Raw genomic sequence first — 16,139 nt, forward strand, 5'->3', positions numbered from 1 at the left:
GCGGCCCGGGGGTGGTCCGTGATACCCCGGTCGAGGGGTATCACGGACCACCGCCCGCGGCCATCACCTGCCCTTCGGGCCTATCGGGTGCGGCGATGGGGGGGGTGTGCGGCGGGTCAGGTGACCTGCCGTCACTTGACGACGCCCAGCTGGGAGTAGTCGTAGCGGCCGTTGTAGGCCGCCGACGAGAAGGCGTTCGTCAGCCGCGAGCTGCGCCAGGTGATGTTCTTCTCGTAGATGAACGGCATCTGCACGGCCAGGTCGCTGACCTTGTGGTTCATCTTCTGGTAGATCGCGCCGGCCTTGTTGGGGTCGGTCTCCTTGAGCGCGTCGTCGAAGTACTTGTTGATCTCCGGGTCATTGGTCTCGGAGACGTTGTAGTTACCGGTCTGCTCGATGAAGCGGCCGTCGATCAGCGGCTGGGAGAAGCCCTGGCCGGTGGGGAAGTCCGGACCCCAGCCGGTCATGGACAGGCCGTAGCCGCGCTTCTTCATCACCGACGGCGAACCGGTGATGCTGGCGGAGGTGCTGCCCTGGATCGGCTCCACGTTGAGGGTGATGCCGACCTTCTTCAGCGACGCCTGGAGCGCCTCGGCGGCGTCGACCTCGGCGGGCTGGTCGTTGCGGGCCACGATGCTGGTGGAGAAGCCGTTCGGCTTACCGCACTGCTTGAGCTCGTCCTTGGCCTTGGCCGGGTCCGCCTTGCCGCCGCGCTTCAGGATGCCGTACGGGTCGTAGTTGTCCGCGCCCTTCACGCTCTTGGGGAGCATGTTGGTGGCGAGATCACCACCGGCCTGCGGGCCACCGCGGGTGGTCTGGAGCGACTTGTAGTCGGTGCCGTAGACGACCGCCTTGCGGCAGTGGATGTTGTCGAACGGCTTGACCTTGGTGGTGAAGTCGACGTACCGGACGAAGCTGGTGGTGATGTTGTCGACGTTGCCCTTGTGCTGCTTGAGGGCGTCGTTACGGCCCGAGGGGGTCATACCGGTGGCGCTGAGGAAGACGTCGTAGTCGCCCTTGATCAGCAGCCGGTCGATCGCCTCGAGATTGGAGTTGAAGGTGACCGTGATCTTGTCCGGCAGGGCCGGGCGGATCGGGTCGGACGCCTTCTTCCAGGCGGTGTTGCGGACCAGCGACAGGCTCTTGCCCGGGGTGTACGACTGGACCTTGTACGGACCGGAGGAGAACGGCCGGTTGGTGTACTTGGCGCCGGTGTCCTTGTCCGCCTTCACCGGGGAGCCGGTCGGCATCGCCAGCATCTGCTCGAAGTCACCGTTGGGCTTGGCGAGGTTGAAGACGACGGTCTTCGCGTCCGGCGTCTGTATCCCCTTCAGGCCCAGCTTGTCCTTGGACTTGTCCTTGTACGGGCCCTTGTACTCGCCCTTGGGGTCCAGGACCTGGCGCAGATAGCCGGGGCCGCCGGAGACGACGTCCTTGGCCCAGATGCGCTCGATGCCGTACTTGACGTCCTGCGCCGTGATCGGGGAGCCGTCCTCCCAGGTGATCCCGTCGCGCAGGGTGTAGGTGTAGGTCTTCCCGCCGTTGCTGATCTTGGCGGTGGAGGTGGCGAGGTCCGGGACCAGCTCATTGGCCGCGTTGCCCGGCTTGGGCGCGTAGGAGATCAGTTGGCGCGCGTAGAAGCGCGAGAAGTCCCAGGCGAACCCGTAGTACTGACGCTGCGGGTCGAGGGAGTCGAACTCCTGCTTGTTGACGAACTTGAGCGTGCCGCCCTTCTTGGCGGACTTGGCGGCGACACCCTTCACCGCGGCGTTGAACCCGGCGCCCGAGCCCTCGTCGTCGGAACCGCCGCCACCACAGGCGGCGGTGGCCAGGAGAGCGCCGACGACAGCCGCCGCTCCGGCGATCCGCCTGCTTCTCGAGAGCTGTTTCATAGCTGTTGCAACCTCCGGGGTAGCGGTCCTAGGCATTCCGCCGCGGAATTCTTCGGGGAGCCGCCTGCCGGACCCGGCAGGGGCTGAGGTGTTCGGGTACGACCGGTCCGCAGGGGGTGTCGCGCGCCGCGCCGTCATCGGGTGCCCTTCGGATCGAGCGCGTCGCGGACGCCGTCGCCGAAGAGGTTGAAGGCCAGCACCGTGACGAAGATCGCCACACCCGGGATGATCATGAACATCGGGTCGTCCTCATAGGTGCCGACCGCCTTGGAGAGCATCTGCCCCCACGAGGCGGTGGGCGGCTTCACGCCCGCGCCGAGGAAGCTGAGCGCGGCCTCGGTGAGGATGTTGGTGGGGATCATCAACGTCGTGTAGACGGTGATCGGCGCCACCAGGTTGGGCAGCAGCTCGCGGAAGAGGATGTAGCGCCGGCCGGCGCCCAGGCTCCGCGCGGCCTCGATGTACTCCTTCTCGCGCAGCGACAGCGTCTGACCGCGCACGATGCGGCCGACGTACGGCCAGCCGAAGAAGCCGATCACCGAGACCAGGATCGCGATGCGCACCCCGCTGCCGGTCAGTCCCAGCAGGTCGTTGGGGAGCACCGAGACCAGGGAGATGATGAAGAGCAGCTGCGGGAAGGCCAGCAGCATGTCCATCACCCTGCTGATCACCGAGTCCACCCAGCCGCCGAAGTAACCGGCGATGATGCCGAAGATGGTGCCGAGGACCACCGCGACCACCGCCGCGAGGAAGGCCACCAGCAGCGAGATCCGGGCGCCGTAGACGACGCGGCTGAAGACGTCGCGGCCGTTGGACGGCTCCACGCCGAAGAGGAAGTCCGGGCTCATACCGCCCAGGGACCCCTTCGGGGTGCCGAACAGCGGGTCGATCTCCTCCTGGTGGAACTCATTGGGCGGATGCCCGAGCAGACCCACGATCAGCGGGGCGAAGATCGCCACCAGAACCAGGAACACGACAACGATGCCACCCGCCAGGGCGAGCTTGTCCCGCTTCAGGCGTGACCAGGCGATCTGCCGCAGCGATCTGCCTTCTACGGACGCTTTGACCACATCCGCCGCTACATCGGCAGTCGCGACCGGATCGCTGTCCGTGCTCGTGCCGTGCAATGGTGCCGTCATCGTGGTGGAGACCCCTCTCGACCGGTGGTGACCGGCCCACGACTCGCCGCTGTGGCGGCTTCGTTCACAACCTGGGTGAAAGTCGCGTTCTGGTACGGAACCTTTCTGGAAGGGGTCGTACGCAGGAACCGCACCCCTTGGAGCGGGAGTCTTCAACGCGTTTGTGATCACCCGCCAGTACTCCCGGGCAATGGATGCCTAACCGTGATGTGAGGAGTACCCCTCCGCTATACGGACGGTCGCGACACGAGAACGCAGCAGTAACATCCCGCCCGCTATGGGGTATTCGGCCCCATAGGACCGGAAGGCCGGGCGGGCAATCCCGTCAATCGGTGCGCGGAGCGGTGCACGGGACTCGGATCGGTGCGCGAGGCGATCAGTGGGCGAGACGCGGTACGCGAGATTCAGCACGCGAGACGGCAAACGGTACGCGGGCGCGGCTCGGCGCGCGAAGCATGGATCGGCGCGCGAGGCGGGATCAGTACGCGAGGCGGGGATCAGTACGCCGGGCGCGGCGGCGGATAGCCGTAGCCGTAGGACGGCGGCGCGGCGGGCGCGGTGCCATAGGCATCGCGGTCGAAGAAGGGGCGGGCATTGGCCCGCATCCACATGGCGACGGGGTCGTACTCGTCGGAGAGCGCGACCGTGGAGACCGGCAGCCCGTCCGGCACGGCGTTGATCGACTGCTCCATCATCACCCGCACCGACTGCACCGCCGCCGCCCCGGTGTCGTACAGATCCAGGCCGATCGCCAGATACGGGGCGCCCAGCGCGGGCTGCACCCAGGCGCGGCGCAGCGACCGCACCGCGGCGGTGCGATGCGCGTTCTGCCCCAACAGCGCGTAGAACTGGGGCAGGTCGATGCTGGGGTCGCTCAGCCGCAGCGGCCCGGCGGGCAGCCGGTCGAGACCGCCCGCGATCCGGCGCAGATCCGGCCAGGGGATGCCCACTCCGCCGCCGGGGGCGTGCGGATTGAGCCAGAGGCCGTAGCGGTCGCGGTAGAGGGAGTCGGCGATGAGGCGCCCGTCGACCACCTCATGCGCACGGTTCCAGCCACTGGCGGCCAGCTCCTGGGCGGAGGTCACGCACGGGGCGTAACCGAGGCCGTCCACATCCATGTTCCCGTACTGGGCATCGGGCGAGCCGGGCGCACCGTGCCACAGCAACATCCAGACCTGGCCCTCGCCGATGGCGCGGAGCAGCGCCTCATAGGCGTCGTACCGGCCGGGAGCGACCTGCTGCAACGCTCGCTCGACCTGGCCGGCCACCGCCCCCCAATCCGCGCCCGCGCTCACCTGGGTCCGCCCCTTCTCTCGGCCTTGCCCGCACCTCCCCGGGGCGCGTGCCCGCGCCCCGCCTGGTCATCAAACCAGCTTACGGGCCCCGGCAGCGGACCCTGGGGCGCGTCAGAGGTCACGGTCGTAGAACGGCCGTACGCGCGACACCATCCAGTCGGCCACCGGATCCCCCTGCGCCACGTCCAGCAGCACCAGCTGAACCTTCCACGGCACCGGCACCGAGCCGAGGGCCCGGCCCAGCGCGTCCACCGCGAGCGCCTGCCCCTCCGGGCCCGGGGCCTCGACCTGCACACCGACGAAGAGCGCCGGTTCGCCGCCCTCGACGCTGGCCAGGGCGCGCCGGGCGGTCCGCACCCCGGTGTCCTTGGCGAACTCGATCCCGGCGGCGGCCAGGAAGTCCACCGGCTCGTCCTGCCAGTCCGGTTCGAAGAGCCGCACCCGGCCACCGGGCGCCGGGCCGTCGAGCTCGGTGCGCCCGGCGCGGCACAGCTCCCGGACCGCGGGCGGCGGCAGCGGTACGACCACCGCGCCCCCGGGGTTCACCGCGATGCCGAGCTGGGGCGGCAGCCCGCGGGCGAAGTCCACGGCCGGGGCGACGGTGAAGGACATATGGGAGCCGACGAGCTGGAGGAACTGCTGCTCGGAGCTGAACACCGGGACATACGCGCCGCCCTCGATCTCCATCGTGGGCAGATCGAGGCTCGGGCTGTCCGGGCCCCCGCCGTTGGGCAGCGGCACCCAGATATGGCTGCGGGAGAGCGTCTCGACGATGCGCGCCCCGGCTCCGGGGACGTCGATCGAGGCGGCCATCACCTCTTCGAGCTCATTGCCGGGAAAGGCCGGATGCGCGGCATACGCGCCGCCGGGGAATCCTCCGTGATCCGGGGCCATACCGTACTGCTCCGGGAAGCTCATCTTCGTCCAACCGCCATCTCGTCCGACCTGCCCAAAGCACCCTAACGGCTGGACGGCCCAGGGCCAGCGGGGCGACGGCATCTCCACAGCACTTCCCCACCTCGCCCGGCCGGGCCGCCGTGACGGCGAGTGACGCCCCGTGGCCGATTTCCGGCCACGGGGCGTCTGACGCTCCCCCACCTCACCGGGGAGCCGCCCGGGGTCCACTCGGGCTCCCCCGGGGTCCGCCTGGGAGACCGGGCCCACTCGCCCCGGAGACGGGGCTCATTCGAAGGAGATGCAGCGCAGCGCGCTCGCGGTCGACCGGTCCAGCAGCACCGCCGAGGCGCACCCCTCCGGCGGCCGCCCCTCCTCGATCCCGGTGATCAGCCGCCGCATGGCGCGCAGATGGCGGCCGAAGGCGTAGCCGGAGACCCCGCGGCCGCGGGCGGCCTGGCCCTCCAGGGCCACCGCGCCGTCCACGTCCAGCAGCACCATATGGAGGCTGCGGCCCCGGCGCCGTACGTCCCGGGCCAGCCAGCGGCGGACCCACGGCAGCGCACCGCAGTCATGGACCACGACGCTCACGTTCGAGCGCAGCGCCCGGCGCAGCCCGGCGTAGTGGGTGTACCGGACCAGCGGGCGGTAGAGCGCGTACGGCAGCCAGCCGGGCAGCCGGCGCTCCCACGCCTCGCGGGTGTTCTGCGAGTCCACCCTGATGACGACCGAGCCCGTCTCGTCCAGGAGCGGCACGGTCCGGTTGATCAGCGTGCTCTTGCCACTGCCCGGCAGCCCGGAGGCGACCAGCACGTCCCCCGCCGGAAAGCGGAGCTCCCGCGTGCCCGCGCCGCCGTCCCGCGCCTCGTCGCGCAGATCGTGCACCGGGGCTCTTCGGCCGGGGCGTGCCGTCGACCCGGAGGGGGTACGGCCACGCCGCGCCGGCAGGAGCCTCTGTGTTGTCGCGTACGTTTCCTGCCCATGCACCGTGATCGTCCTCCCAGGTCGGTCAACGCTGCTCGTACCCGCAGAGTGTCAAGAAAAGGTAATGTCCATCAAGGCTGCCTCCGCCGGGCGCCCGGCGCCCGCTCGGTTCGGGGCTTCCCTTCTCGGCCATACATGCGATGATGTGGCCGCAACTCCATACCGGCCGTTTGAATCCGCGCGGGAGAGTCCTTGGTCACCGGCATCCATGCCGGGCGTCCAGGGCGCCGAAGGAGCAAGCCCTCCCTTGAATCTCTCAGGCCCCTGATACCGCGCGGACGAGGCAGATCTGAAAAGCGGGCCGCGCGGGCGCGGCTCCACCCAAGGTGCAAGCCGGGCCCCTTACGGGCGTCACGGCGAACCTCTCAGGTTCCGATGACAGATGGGGAGGACGCACGCGTCCTTGCCGTCCGTCCACGCCGTAGCGCGACCCCGACCTTCTGGAGCCTGAATCGTGACCGACGCCCCGCCCACCCCACGCCGCACCGCGCTGGACGCGCGGCACCGTGCGCTCGGCGCCACCATGACCGACTTCGCCGGCTGGGAGATGCCGCTGCGCTACGGCAGTGAGCGCGATGAGCACACCGCGGTGCGCACCCGCGCCGGGCTCTTCGACCTCTCCCACATGGGTGAGATCTCTCTCATCGGCCCGCGGGCCGGGCAGGCCCTGGACCACGCGCTGGTGGGCCGGCTGTCCGCGCTCGCCGTCGGCCGGGCCCGCTACACCATGATCTGCGACACCGAGGGCGGCATCCTGGACGACCTGATCGTCTACCGCCTCGGCGACGAGGAGTTCCTGGTGGTGGCCAACGCCGCCAACGCCCAGGTGGTGCTGGACGCGCTGACCGAGCGGGCGAGCGGCTTCGAGACGGCCGTGAGGGACGACCGCGAGGCGTATGCGCTGATCGCCGTCCAGGGGCCCGAGTCCCCGGGGATCCTGAAGCGCCTGACCGACGCCGACCTGGACGGGCTGAAGTACTACGCCGGGCTGCCCGGCACCGTCGCGGGCGTCCCCGCCATGATCGCCCGCACCGGCTACACGGGCGAGGACGGCTTCGAGCTGTTCCTGGCGCCGGACGACGCCGAGCGGGTCTGGGACGCGCTGACCGAGGCCGGGGCGCCGGTGGGCCTGGTGCCCTGCGGGCTGTCCTGCCGGGACACCCTGCGGCTGGAGGCGGGCATGCCGCTGTACGGGCATGAGCTGACCAGCGACACCACCCCCTTCGACGCGGGGCTCGGCCGGGTGGTGAAGCTGGACAAGCCGGGCGACTTCGTCGGCCGCCAGGCCCTGGAGGCCGCGTCCCGCCAGGCGGACACCGTCAGCCCGCGCACCCTGGTCGGCCTGATCGCCGAGGGCCGCCGGGTGCCGCGCGCCGGATACGCGGTGGTGGCCGCCGACGGCTCACGGATCGGCCAGGTCACCTCGGGCGCGCCCTCGCCGACGCTGGGCAAGCCGATCGCGATGGCGTATGTGGACGTGGAGTACGCCAAGCCCGGCACCGAGGGGGTCTCGGTGGACATCCGGGGCACCCGGGAGCCGTACGAGGTCGTGGCGCTCCCCTTCTACCGGCGCGAGCGCTGAGCGGGCCCCGGCCCGTGTCCCATCGGCGTCCTCCGGCCCACCGCGTCCCATCCGCGTCCTCCGGCCCACCGCGTCCCCTCGGCGCCGTGACCCCATCGGTGTCCCCGGCGTCTCGTCCCACCAGCTAAGACCCGTTTCCCAAACACTCCCCCGTATCCAGGAGAATCGGACCATGAGCAACCCCCAGCAGCTGCGCTACAGCAAGGAGCACGAGTGGCTGTCGGCCGCCGACGCGGACGGCGTGTCGACGATCGGCATCACCGAATTCGCGGCCAACGCGCTCGGCGATGTCGTCTATGTCCAGCTTCCGGACGTCGGCTCTGCCGTCACCGCCGGTGAAACCTGCGGAGAGCTGGAGTCCACCAAGTCGGTCAGCGACCTGTACGCGCCCGTCTCCGGTGAGGTCACCGAGATCAACGAGGACGTGGTGAATGATCCGGCGCTGGTGAATTCCGCCCCCTTCGAGGGCGGCTGGCTGTTCAAGGTGCGGGTGGCGAACGAGCCGGAGGAGCTGCTCTCCGCCGACGAGTACACCGCCTTCGCCGAAAACTGACCCTCCTCTTTCGATCGGGACCTCGATGTCGCTTCTCAACAGCTCCCTGCACGAGCTCGACCCGGACGTCGCCGCTGCTGTCGACGCCGAACTCCACCGCCAGCAGTCCACCCTGGAGATGATCGCCTCGGAGAACTTCGCTCCGGCGGCGGTGATGGAGGCCCAGGGCTCGGTCCTGACCAACAAGTATGCCGAGGGCTATCCAGGCCGCCGCTACTACGGCGGCTGTGAGCATGTCGATGTGGTCGAGCAGATCGCCATCGACCGGGTCAAGGAGCTCTTCGGCGCCGAGGCGGCGAACGTCCAGCCGCATTCGGGCGCACAGGCCAACGCGGCCGCGATGTTCGCCCTGCTCTCCCCCGGCGACACCATCCTGGGGCTGAACCTGGCGCACGGCGGCCATCTGACCCATGGCATGAAGATCAACTTCTCCGGCAAGCTCTACAACGTGGTGCCCTACCACGTGGACGCCGAGACCGGTCTGGTCGACATGGACGAGGTCGAGCGGCTGGCCAAGGAACACCGCCCCAAGCTGGTGATCGCGGGCTGGTCGGCCTACCCCCGCCAGCTGGACTTCGCGGCCTTCCGCCGGATCGCGGACGAGGTCGGCGCGTATCTGATGGTCGACATGGCCCACTTCGCGGGTCTGGTGGCGGCCGGGCTGCACCCCTCGCCCGTACCGCACGCCCATGTGGTGACCACCACCACGCACAAGACCCTGGGCGGTCCGCGCGGTGGCGTGATCCTCTCCACCGCCGAGCTGGCCAAGAAGATCAACTCGGCGGTCTTCCCCGGTCAGCAGGGCGGCCCGCTGGAGCATGTGATCGCGGCGAAGGCGGTGTCCTTCAAGGTCGCGGCGAGCTCGGCCTTCAAGGAGCGCCAGGAGCGCACCCTGGAGGGCGCGAAGATCCTCGCCGAGCGCCTGACCCAGCCGGATGTGCGCGAGGCGGGCGTCGCCGTCCTCTCCGGCGGCACCGACGTCCATCTGGTCCTGGTCGATCTGCGCGACTCCGAGCTGGACGGGCGGCAGGCCGAGGACCGGCTCCACGAGGTCGGCATCACGGTCAACCGCAACGCGATCCCGAACGACCCGCGGCCCCCGATGGTCACCTCGGGTCTGCGGATCGGCACCCCGGCGCTGGCCACGCGCGGCTTCACCGCGGACGACTTCCGCGAGGTCGCCGACGTGATCGCGCAGACGCTCAAGCCGTCCCACGACGCGGAGGCGCTGAAGGCCCGGGTCACCGCCCTGGCCGACAAGCACCCGCTGTACGCGCGTCTGTCCAGGTAACCCGGAGTAACTCCCGCCGTAACCCGGACACGGGGGGCGCGCCCCCGCCGGCGCGCCCCCGCCGCACCAGCCCCACACGGCGCATAGGCACGGCGCATACGCACGGCCTGCACGCACGGCCCGCACGCACGGCCCGCACGCTTCCCGGCGGGCACACGCTTCCCCGGCGTGCAGATGAAGGAGTCCCCAGTGGCCATTTCCGTATTCGACCTCTTCTCGATCGGCATCGGCCCGTCCAGTTCGCACACCGTCGGCCCGATGCGGGCCTCGCGGATGTTCGTCCGCCGGCTGAAGAACGAGGGCCTGCTGGCCCACACCACCTCCGTCCGTGCCGAACTCTTCGGCTCGCTGGGCGCCACCGGCCATGGCCATGGCACCCCGAAGGCCGTGCTGCTGGGCCTGGAGGGCCACTCCCCGCGCACCGTCGAGGTCGAGACCGCCGACGACGAGGTGGAGCGCATCCGCACCAGCAAGCGACTGCGGCTGCTCGGCGCCGAGATCGGCCCCGGCCAGGAGATCGACTTCGATCCGTCGGCCCAGCTGATCCTGCACCGCCGCCGCTCCCTGCCGTACCACGCCAACGGCATGACGCTGTGCGCGTACGACGCCGAGGGCCATCCGCTGCTGGAGAAGACGTACTACTCGGTCGGCGGCGGCTTCGTGGTGGACGAGGACGCGGTCGGCGAGGACCGCATCAAACTCGACGACACCGTCCTCACCCACCCCTTCCGCACCGGCGACGAGCTGCTGCGGCTCTCCCAGGAGACGGGGCTGTCCATCTCCGCCCTGATGCTGGAGAACGAGAAGGCGTGGCGCACGGAGCAGGAGATCCGCGCGGGCCTGCTGGAGATCTGGCACGTCATGGAGAAGTGCGTGGCCCGCGGCATGTCCCGGGAGGGCATCCTGCCCGGCGGCCTCAAGGTCCGCCGCCGCGCCGCCACCGCCGCCCGCGCCCTGCGCTCCGAGGGCGACCCGGCCCCCCGCGCCATGGAGTGGGTGACCCTCTACGCCATGGCGGTCAACGAGGAGAACGCGGCCGGCGGCCGCGTGGTCACCGCCCCCACCAACGGCGCGGCGGGCATCATCCCCGCCGTCCTGCACTACTACACCCGCTTCGTCCCCGGCGCCGACGAGGACGGCGTCATCCGCTTCCTCCTCGCCGCGGGCGCCATCGGCATGCTCTTCAAGGAGAACGCCTCGATCTCCGGCGCCGAGGTCGGCTGCCAGGGCGAGGTCGGCTCCGCCTGCTCCATGGCCGCCGGCGGCCTGGCCGAGGTCCTGGGCGGCTCCCCGGAACAGGTCGAGAACGCCGCCGAGATCGGTATGGAACACAACCTCGGCCTCACCTGCGACCCCGTCGGCGGCCTCGTCCAGATCCCCTGCATCGAGCGCAACGGCATGGCCGGGGTCAAGGCCGTCACCGCCGCCCGTATGTCGCTCCGCGGCGACGGCCGCCACCATGTCTCCCTCGACAAGGTCATCAAGACGATGAAGCAGACGGGCGCCGATATGAAGGTCAAATACAAGGAGACGGCCCGGGGCGGGCTCGCGGTGAACGTCATCGAGTGCTGAAACACCCCGTCGAGCGCTGAGGGCAACCGGCTCCAGCCGGGTCCGTCGCGACGGAGCGGCCCGCCGGATGTCACACTCCGGCGGGCTGTTCTGTCGCACCTGCGGAAGCCATTGCCACCACAGGCGCGACACGATGGAGAGACCCGCCATGGCCCGTATCCCGCTCACCCCGCCCAGCACTCTGCTCAACCGCCTGGGCGCCTGGTACTCCCGGCGCACCTACGGCAAGGTGCTCGACCCCGGTCTGGCCGTCGGCCACAATCCGCGGGTGCTGCTCACCTACGTGCGCACCGAACGCGGTGCCGCCAAGTGGAACCGCCTCGACCCGGGCCTCAAGCACCTCGCGGTCATGGCCGCGGCGGCCAGGATCAACTGCTCGTGGTGCATGGACTTCGGCCACTGGGAGGCCGACGCCCTCGGGCTCCCGATGGACAAGATCTCCAGGGTCCCGCGGTGGCGCGACCACCGGGACGCCTTCACCGAGCTGGAACTGCTCGTCCTGGACTACGCCGAAGCGATGACCGAGACCGAACCCCGGGTCACCGACGAGCTCGCGGCCGCCCTGATCGAGCGGCTCGGTGAGGCGGCCTTCGTCGAACTCACCGCCATGGTCGGCCTGGAGAACTACCGCTCACGCGTCAACAGCGCCTTCGGCCTGACCAGCCAGGGCTTCTCCGACAGCTGCGCGGTACCGTCGCGGGCGTGATCGACGCGACCGGCTTCGAAGAACACCGGCGGACGCTGTTCGGCATCGCCTACCGCATGCTGGGCTCCGTCGCCGATGCCGAGGACGTGGTGCAGGACGCCTGGCTGCGTTGCAGTCAGGTGTCCACGCCGGTGGACAACCCGGCCGGCTATCTGGCCCGTACGGTCACCAACCTCGCCCTCAACCGGCTCACCTCGGCCGCCGCCACCCGCGAACGATACGTCGGGCCCTGGCTGCCCGAGCCGCTGGTCACCCGGCCGGACATCGGCGAGGAGGTGGAGCTGGCCGAGTCGGTCTCGCTCGCCCTGCTGGTCGTGCTCGAAAGCCTCTCGCCGCTGGAGCGAGCGGTCTTCGTGCTCAAGGAGGTCTTCGGCTTCTCCTTCCGGGAGATCGCCGGAATGCTGGAGCGCGGCGAGGCGGCCGTCCGGCAGGTGGGCCGCCGGGCCAGGGCACATGTCCAGGCCCGCCGGCCGCGTTACGACGCCCCCGCCGAGGTGCGGCGACGGGTCACCGATGAGTTCCTGGCCGCCTGCCTCGGCGGCGACCTCAACCGGATGATGGAGCTGCTCGCCCCCGATGTGACGGCGTGGAGCGATGGCGGCGGCAAGGTGAAGGCCGCCATCCGCCCACAGCACGGCGCGCAAAAGGTCGCCCGTTTCCTCGCCGCCGTCCTGGCCCAGCCGATGGACGACCCTCGGGTGCACGCGGTCGACGTCAACGGCCGGCCAGGACTGCTCCTCACGGTCGCGGGCCGCCCGGACACGGTCGCCCGCGCGGAGGTCGAGGACGCCCGGATCACCGAGATCCGCATCATCCGCAACCCGGACAAGCTGCGCCACCTGCTGCCGTAGCCCGCGGATGCCGCCGGGGACGCACACCGGCGAACAGGCCGTCCTCGCGGCCGTCCGAGGTCGGCTACGCGGTGCGCCGAGCCTTCAGAGCTGACCGAGATCGACCCGCACCGGAAACGGAGCCGCGACCTTCACCACACCGGTGAACACCTCTCCCTCCCGGTAGGCCCTGGTCGCGGGGTCGAGGACGTAGGTGTAGACGAGCGGGACACCGGTGGCCGCCTGCTCGATCCGCCAGTAGAAGGCGATGCCCGCCTTGGCGTACTGGTCCACCTTCACGATGCGGTCGGTGGTCTCCGAACCGGGCGACACGACCTCGGCGACCAGCAGCACATGTTCGGGGCGGGTGGGTGTGACATCGATCGTTTCCGCGCGATACATGACCACGTCCGGACGGCGATTGGTGAGCGGCACGTCCTGAAGCCGGACATCGAAGTCCGTATCGGCGTTCCAGTCAGGGCCCGCGGCGTCTTCCAGGGCGTTGGCAAGGATCCGGGCCAGGCGGTTGTGCCGCTTCGACGCGCTGGGGCTCACCACGACCATCCCGTCCACGATCTCAATGCCCGCGCACTGCTCCTCGGACCAGGAGTCGTACTGCTCAGCCGTGATCTGCTCGTGCATCCACGCCGGAGCGACCATCTCGGCGGTCATGACTCACCTCCCTGAACCCGTGCGACGGGTATGGCACTGCCGGGCTCAGCGTACCGGGGCAAGCGCTCCCCGCCCCGGGCTCACGGGTCCAGCGCAGAGACCTGCCGGCCCGCATCCTGTGTCCCGTCACGGTTCACGGGTGAAGATCTCCACGTCTTCGAGTGCGTCGGCGGCGGCGCCCGCGAGGGACTGGTCATCCCGAAGTCTTCCCACCGCGTCGACCGCCTCAGGCGATACCTGCCGGTGAAGCCGGGCAAGGTGGCCCAGCGCAAGGGCAGCGGCCCTGCGCACATCGGAATCGGGGTGCGAGGTGAAGTGGATCAACCATTGCTCCACCCACTCTCGGTCCTGAAGGTTCAGAGAGGCTGCGATCAGCGTCTCGGAGATTTCTCGCGGCTGCCCAGAACCGAAGATTTCCGCAGCTTTCCCTGCGGTAACCGGCTCAGGCTTTTGGTATTCCATGGGAAAGGTAACTCCTCGCCAGGCGACTACTTGATCTTACCCTTGGCCGTTACGAGGCCCGCTTTCCGTAGTGCACTCTGCATCTGCTGACTCAGCTCATTCCACTTCCGGACGTGACCGTGATAGATGCGTCGAGGAGGTGGAGGTTGCGGATCACGGGTCCGTCCGGGGGCACGCCGTCGGCCAGTCGGAACAGCAGCAGCGCACCCACGACGCACCCGCCGAGCGCGGTCCAGACGCGGAAGCGGATCGTGGCCAGCGCCTCGCCATGCGGCAGCGCGAGCGTTGCCCGCCAGGCGCTCAGCAGTCGTACCAGCAGCCAGCCCGTCCACAGCAGGGCCGCGATCCCGAAGCCGACCAGGACGCGCAGCCCGGTGCCCGAAGCGAAGCGCTGCTGGAGATCGGCAGCGGACGGGAAGGAGCCGATCGCCAGGAGGAGCAGCGCCGGGATCGTCAGAGCGACGGACGCGAGCACGTACCACTTCCGGTGCCGGTCCCGCAGTGTCCCGGCCGCCCTTGCCACGGCCCGTAAGTCGACGCCCCGCCAGGCGCGTTCACAGTCGGAGGCGTCGATCTGGGCGGCGGACCAGGCGACCGTACGGTGCAGGCTCTCGGCGCCGGGGTATGACGGCGCCCCACCCACCGCCCCGTAGAGCAGGGACCGCCCGCAAGCGCGCGAAGCGCAGCGCGATCAGCGTGGACCAGGGCACGCACCAGGACCCGTACGACGCCAGCGCGCTCAGGCCGGTCCTGCCCGTGCGCTCCGCCTGCGGCAGGATGCCCGGCACGACCGCCTTCCCCCGCCACAACTGCCGCAGGTCGGCGGCCATGGCAACCGCCAGACACACCAGCGGCACCGCCCACCGCATCCCCTCGAACGGTTCAACCCAGTCCGCCGCGTCCCGGTCCATCGGGTACGCGGCGGCGTAGTTGGTCAGCATGTGCAGCCCGGACGTGGCGGCGAGCGGCAGCACGCCGAGCACACGCGTCCAACCCCGGCCACGCAACAGGACACCCACACCGAGCGCCGCCAAGGCCGTGTAGACCGGGTGGGGACTGGTGGCGGCGGCCGGGCTGCGGTCGCCGAGCGCCAAAGCCCCCTGTGGCGCGGGGAACCAAGCCGAGAAGACCTGCTCGACACCCGGGATGTACGGCGCACGGAGGCTGTCGGGAACGGCCCACCCGCCGGCCGGGTGAGCGATCGCCCGGTCGGCGTCCAGCCCGTACCGCGCCACCGCCTCCAAGAGCCCGAACCCGGCCCCCAGCGCCGCACCGAGCACCACGTAATCCGTCAGCCCCCACTGCCGCCGGATTCTGACGTTCCACGCCACGAGCAGCAGCGGCGCCAGCTTCATCAGCTCTTCGATGACCGGATCGACCGCATAGCTCGCGGTCTTCACGACCTCGGCCAGCGACCTCCCCGTGGCCTCGGCGACCCACGCGTATACGCCAACTCCAGCAGCCCCGCCGCGACCCCGGCCCCATACACGCCGACCGCGATGGCCAGCAGCGCCGTGGACATACGCACCGACCGGGTCGGCGAGGACAACACCAGAAGCTGCACCACGCCGTACACGCTCGCGGCCACCATGAGTAACGCCACGCCCAGTCCCCCCGACCGTTCGGTTCAGGCGGCGAGGCTATTGCCCAGATCATGACCGCGACAACGGGACGCGAACGGGACTCCCGCCCGCCGCTTACGGGGTGGTGCCGGCGTCCGCGCCGTCGGCGGGCACCCCTTTCCGGCGGCTTCCCCGGCGGCCTATGCGCTCGGCGCGCATCGAGCGGAAGCCGGGGTGGACGCCGGGGCTGAGGCCCTGTTGTTCCGCCACCCGCCGCAGCAGCCCGGTCAGTTGATCCCGCTCCGGCTCGGACAGGCCCTCGGTCAGTCGGCGCTCGTGCTCCGCGCCCACCTGCCGCAGCTGCGCCAGCAACGTCCCGCCCTCATCGGTCAGATGGACCGCGTACAGGCGCCGGTCGACAGGGTTCCTGCGGCGCTCGATCAACCCGCGCCGCTCGAGTTCGTCGGCGAACGCGACAAATCGGCTCGGCGGCATACCCAGGTCGTCGGCGAGCTCGCGCTGGCTGCGTCCCGGGGAGCCGGCCAGCAGCCGTAGCAGGCCGCTCTGGGCCGGGGTCAGGTCCAGCGTCGCGAGGCGTTCGGCGAACAGGTCGGCGGCGTGGGCGCCGAGCTGGGCAAGCAGGAAGGCGGCACCGGTCGGGGGCGGACCTGGTGGCCGTTCACCTTCATTGGTCATTCCCATGCG

Annotated in this window: 17 protein-coding genes and 1 riboswitch; of the genes, 6 read left to right on the forward strand and 11 right to left on the reverse strand. The window is 70.3% G+C overall.

Features of this window, described 5'->3' with window-relative positions:
* Nucleotides 1-131 precede the first annotated feature (131 nt).
* The 5 genes from NQU54_RS19805 to NQU54_RS19825 all read right to left on the reverse strand — a co-directional run bounded on the left by NQU54_RS19805 (nucleotide 132) and on the right by NQU54_RS19825 (nucleotide 6,207).
* Complete coding sequence (locus tag NQU54_RS19805) at nucleotides 132-1,892, reverse strand: ABC transporter substrate-binding protein (RefSeq protein WP_257632203.1); 1,761 nt, start codon at nucleotides 1,890-1,892, stop codon at nucleotides 132-134.
* Between the two features lie 134 nt (nucleotides 1,893-2,026).
* The gene (locus NQU54_RS19810; RefSeq protein WP_257632204.1) at nucleotides 2,027-3,031 is read right to left on the reverse strand and encodes an ABC transporter permease; all 1,005 of its coding nucleotides are present in this window, start codon (nucleotides 3,029-3,031) and stop codon (nucleotides 2,027-2,029) included.
* Nucleotides 3,032-3,528: 497 nt separating this feature from the next.
* Entirely contained in the window at nucleotides 3,529-4,326 is a 798-nt protein-coding gene (locus tag NQU54_RS19815; RefSeq protein WP_257632205.1) for an enhanced serine sensitivity protein SseB C-terminal domain-containing protein, read from the reverse strand.
* Nucleotides 4,327-4,437: 111 nt separating this feature from the next.
* The gene (locus NQU54_RS19820; RefSeq protein WP_372505953.1) at nucleotides 4,438-5,244 is read right to left on the reverse strand and encodes an enhanced serine sensitivity protein SseB; all 807 of its coding nucleotides are present in this window, start codon (nucleotides 5,242-5,244) and stop codon (nucleotides 4,438-4,440) included.
* A 264-nt stretch (nucleotides 5,245-5,508) separates the two neighbouring features.
* Nucleotides 5,509-6,207, reverse strand: a complete 699-nt coding sequence (locus tag NQU54_RS19825; RefSeq protein WP_257632207.1) for an AAA family ATPase — start codon at nucleotides 6,205-6,207, stop codon at nucleotides 5,509-5,511.
* A 168-nt stretch (nucleotides 6,208-6,375) separates the two neighbouring features.
* Nucleotides 6,376-6,487, forward strand: a riboswitch (glycine riboswitch).
* 171 nt (nucleotides 6,488-6,658) lie between these two features.
* On the opposite strand from NQU54_RS19825, the gene gcvT reads away from it, so the two are divergent.
* The 6 genes from gcvT to NQU54_RS19855 all read left to right on the forward strand — a co-directional run bounded on the left by gcvT (nucleotide 6,659) and on the right by NQU54_RS19855 (nucleotide 12,759).
* A complete protein-coding gene (gene gcvT / locus NQU54_RS19830) occupies nucleotides 6,659-7,786 on the forward strand; it encodes a glycine cleavage system aminomethyltransferase GcvT (protein WP_257632208.1) in 1,128 nt (375 codons plus the stop codon).
* Nucleotides 7,787-7,958: 172 nt separating this feature from the next.
* Entirely contained in the window at nucleotides 7,959-8,339 is a 381-nt protein-coding gene (gcvH, locus tag NQU54_RS19835) for a glycine cleavage system protein GcvH (protein ID WP_100806081.1), read from the forward strand.
* A gap of 25 nt (nucleotides 8,340-8,364) precedes the next feature.
* Nucleotides 8,365-9,630, forward strand: a complete 1,266-nt coding sequence (gene glyA / locus NQU54_RS19840; RefSeq protein WP_257632209.1) for a serine hydroxymethyltransferase — start codon at nucleotides 8,365-8,367, stop codon at nucleotides 9,628-9,630.
* A 189-nt stretch (nucleotides 9,631-9,819) separates the two neighbouring features.
* Nucleotides 9,820-11,202, forward strand: a complete 1,383-nt coding sequence (locus NQU54_RS19845; RefSeq protein WP_257632210.1) for an L-serine ammonia-lyase — start codon at nucleotides 9,820-9,822, stop codon at nucleotides 11,200-11,202.
* Between the two features lie 148 nt (nucleotides 11,203-11,350).
* Nucleotides 11,351-11,908, forward strand: a complete 558-nt coding sequence (locus NQU54_RS19850; protein ID WP_257632211.1) for a carboxymuconolactone decarboxylase family protein — start codon at nucleotides 11,351-11,353, stop codon at nucleotides 11,906-11,908.
* A complete protein-coding gene (locus NQU54_RS19855; protein WP_257632212.1) occupies nucleotides 11,905-12,759 on the forward strand; it encodes an RNA polymerase sigma-70 factor in 855 nt (284 codons plus the stop codon). Before NQU54_RS19850 ends, NQU54_RS19855 begins: the two co-directional genes overlap by 4 nt.
* 84 nt (nucleotides 12,760-12,843) lie before the next feature.
* Here the strand turns inward: NQU54_RS19855 and NQU54_RS19860 are convergent, their stop codons facing one another.
* From NQU54_RS19860 to NQU54_RS19885, 6 genes are all read right to left on the reverse strand, one after another.
* Nucleotides 12,844-13,410, reverse strand: a complete 567-nt coding sequence (locus tag NQU54_RS19860) for a Uma2 family endonuclease (protein ID WP_257632213.1) — start codon at nucleotides 13,408-13,410, stop codon at nucleotides 12,844-12,846.
* Between the two features lie 126 nt (nucleotides 13,411-13,536).
* Complete coding sequence (locus NQU54_RS19865) at nucleotides 13,537-13,872, reverse strand: HEAT repeat domain-containing protein (RefSeq protein ID WP_257632214.1); 336 nt, start codon at nucleotides 13,870-13,872, stop codon at nucleotides 13,537-13,539.
* Between the two features lie 91 nt (nucleotides 13,873-13,963).
* Nucleotides 13,964-14,395: a hypothetical protein gene (locus tag NQU54_RS19870; RefSeq protein WP_257632215.1), complete on the reverse strand. Its 432-nt coding sequence runs from the start codon at nucleotides 14,393-14,395 to the stop codon at nucleotides 13,964-13,966.
* Nucleotides 14,396-14,426: 31 nt separating this feature from the next.
* Nucleotides 14,427-15,272: a PrsW family glutamic-type intramembrane protease gene (locus NQU54_RS19875; RefSeq protein WP_257632216.1), complete on the reverse strand. Its 846-nt coding sequence runs from the start codon at nucleotides 15,270-15,272 to the stop codon at nucleotides 14,427-14,429.
* Complete coding sequence (locus tag NQU54_RS49785) at nucleotides 15,269-15,475, reverse strand: hypothetical protein (protein WP_257632217.1); 207 nt, start codon at nucleotides 15,473-15,475, stop codon at nucleotides 15,269-15,271. Before NQU54_RS49785 ends, NQU54_RS19875 begins: the two co-directional genes overlap by 4 nt.
* Nucleotides 15,476-15,569: 94 nt before the next feature.
* Nucleotides 15,570-16,136 (reverse strand): MarR family winged helix-turn-helix transcriptional regulator, encoded by a 567-nt coding sequence (locus NQU54_RS19885; protein WP_257632218.1) that lies wholly within the window; start codon nucleotides 16,134-16,136, stop codon nucleotides 15,570-15,572.
* Nucleotides 16,137-16,139: the final 3 nt, after the last annotated feature.

It is taken from the genome of Streptomyces malaysiensis subsp. samsunensis (assembly GCF_024519315.1).
In the GTDB taxonomy this organism is placed as follows: Bacteria; Actinomycetota; Actinomycetes; order Streptomycetales; family Streptomycetaceae; genus Streptomyces; species Streptomyces malaysiensis.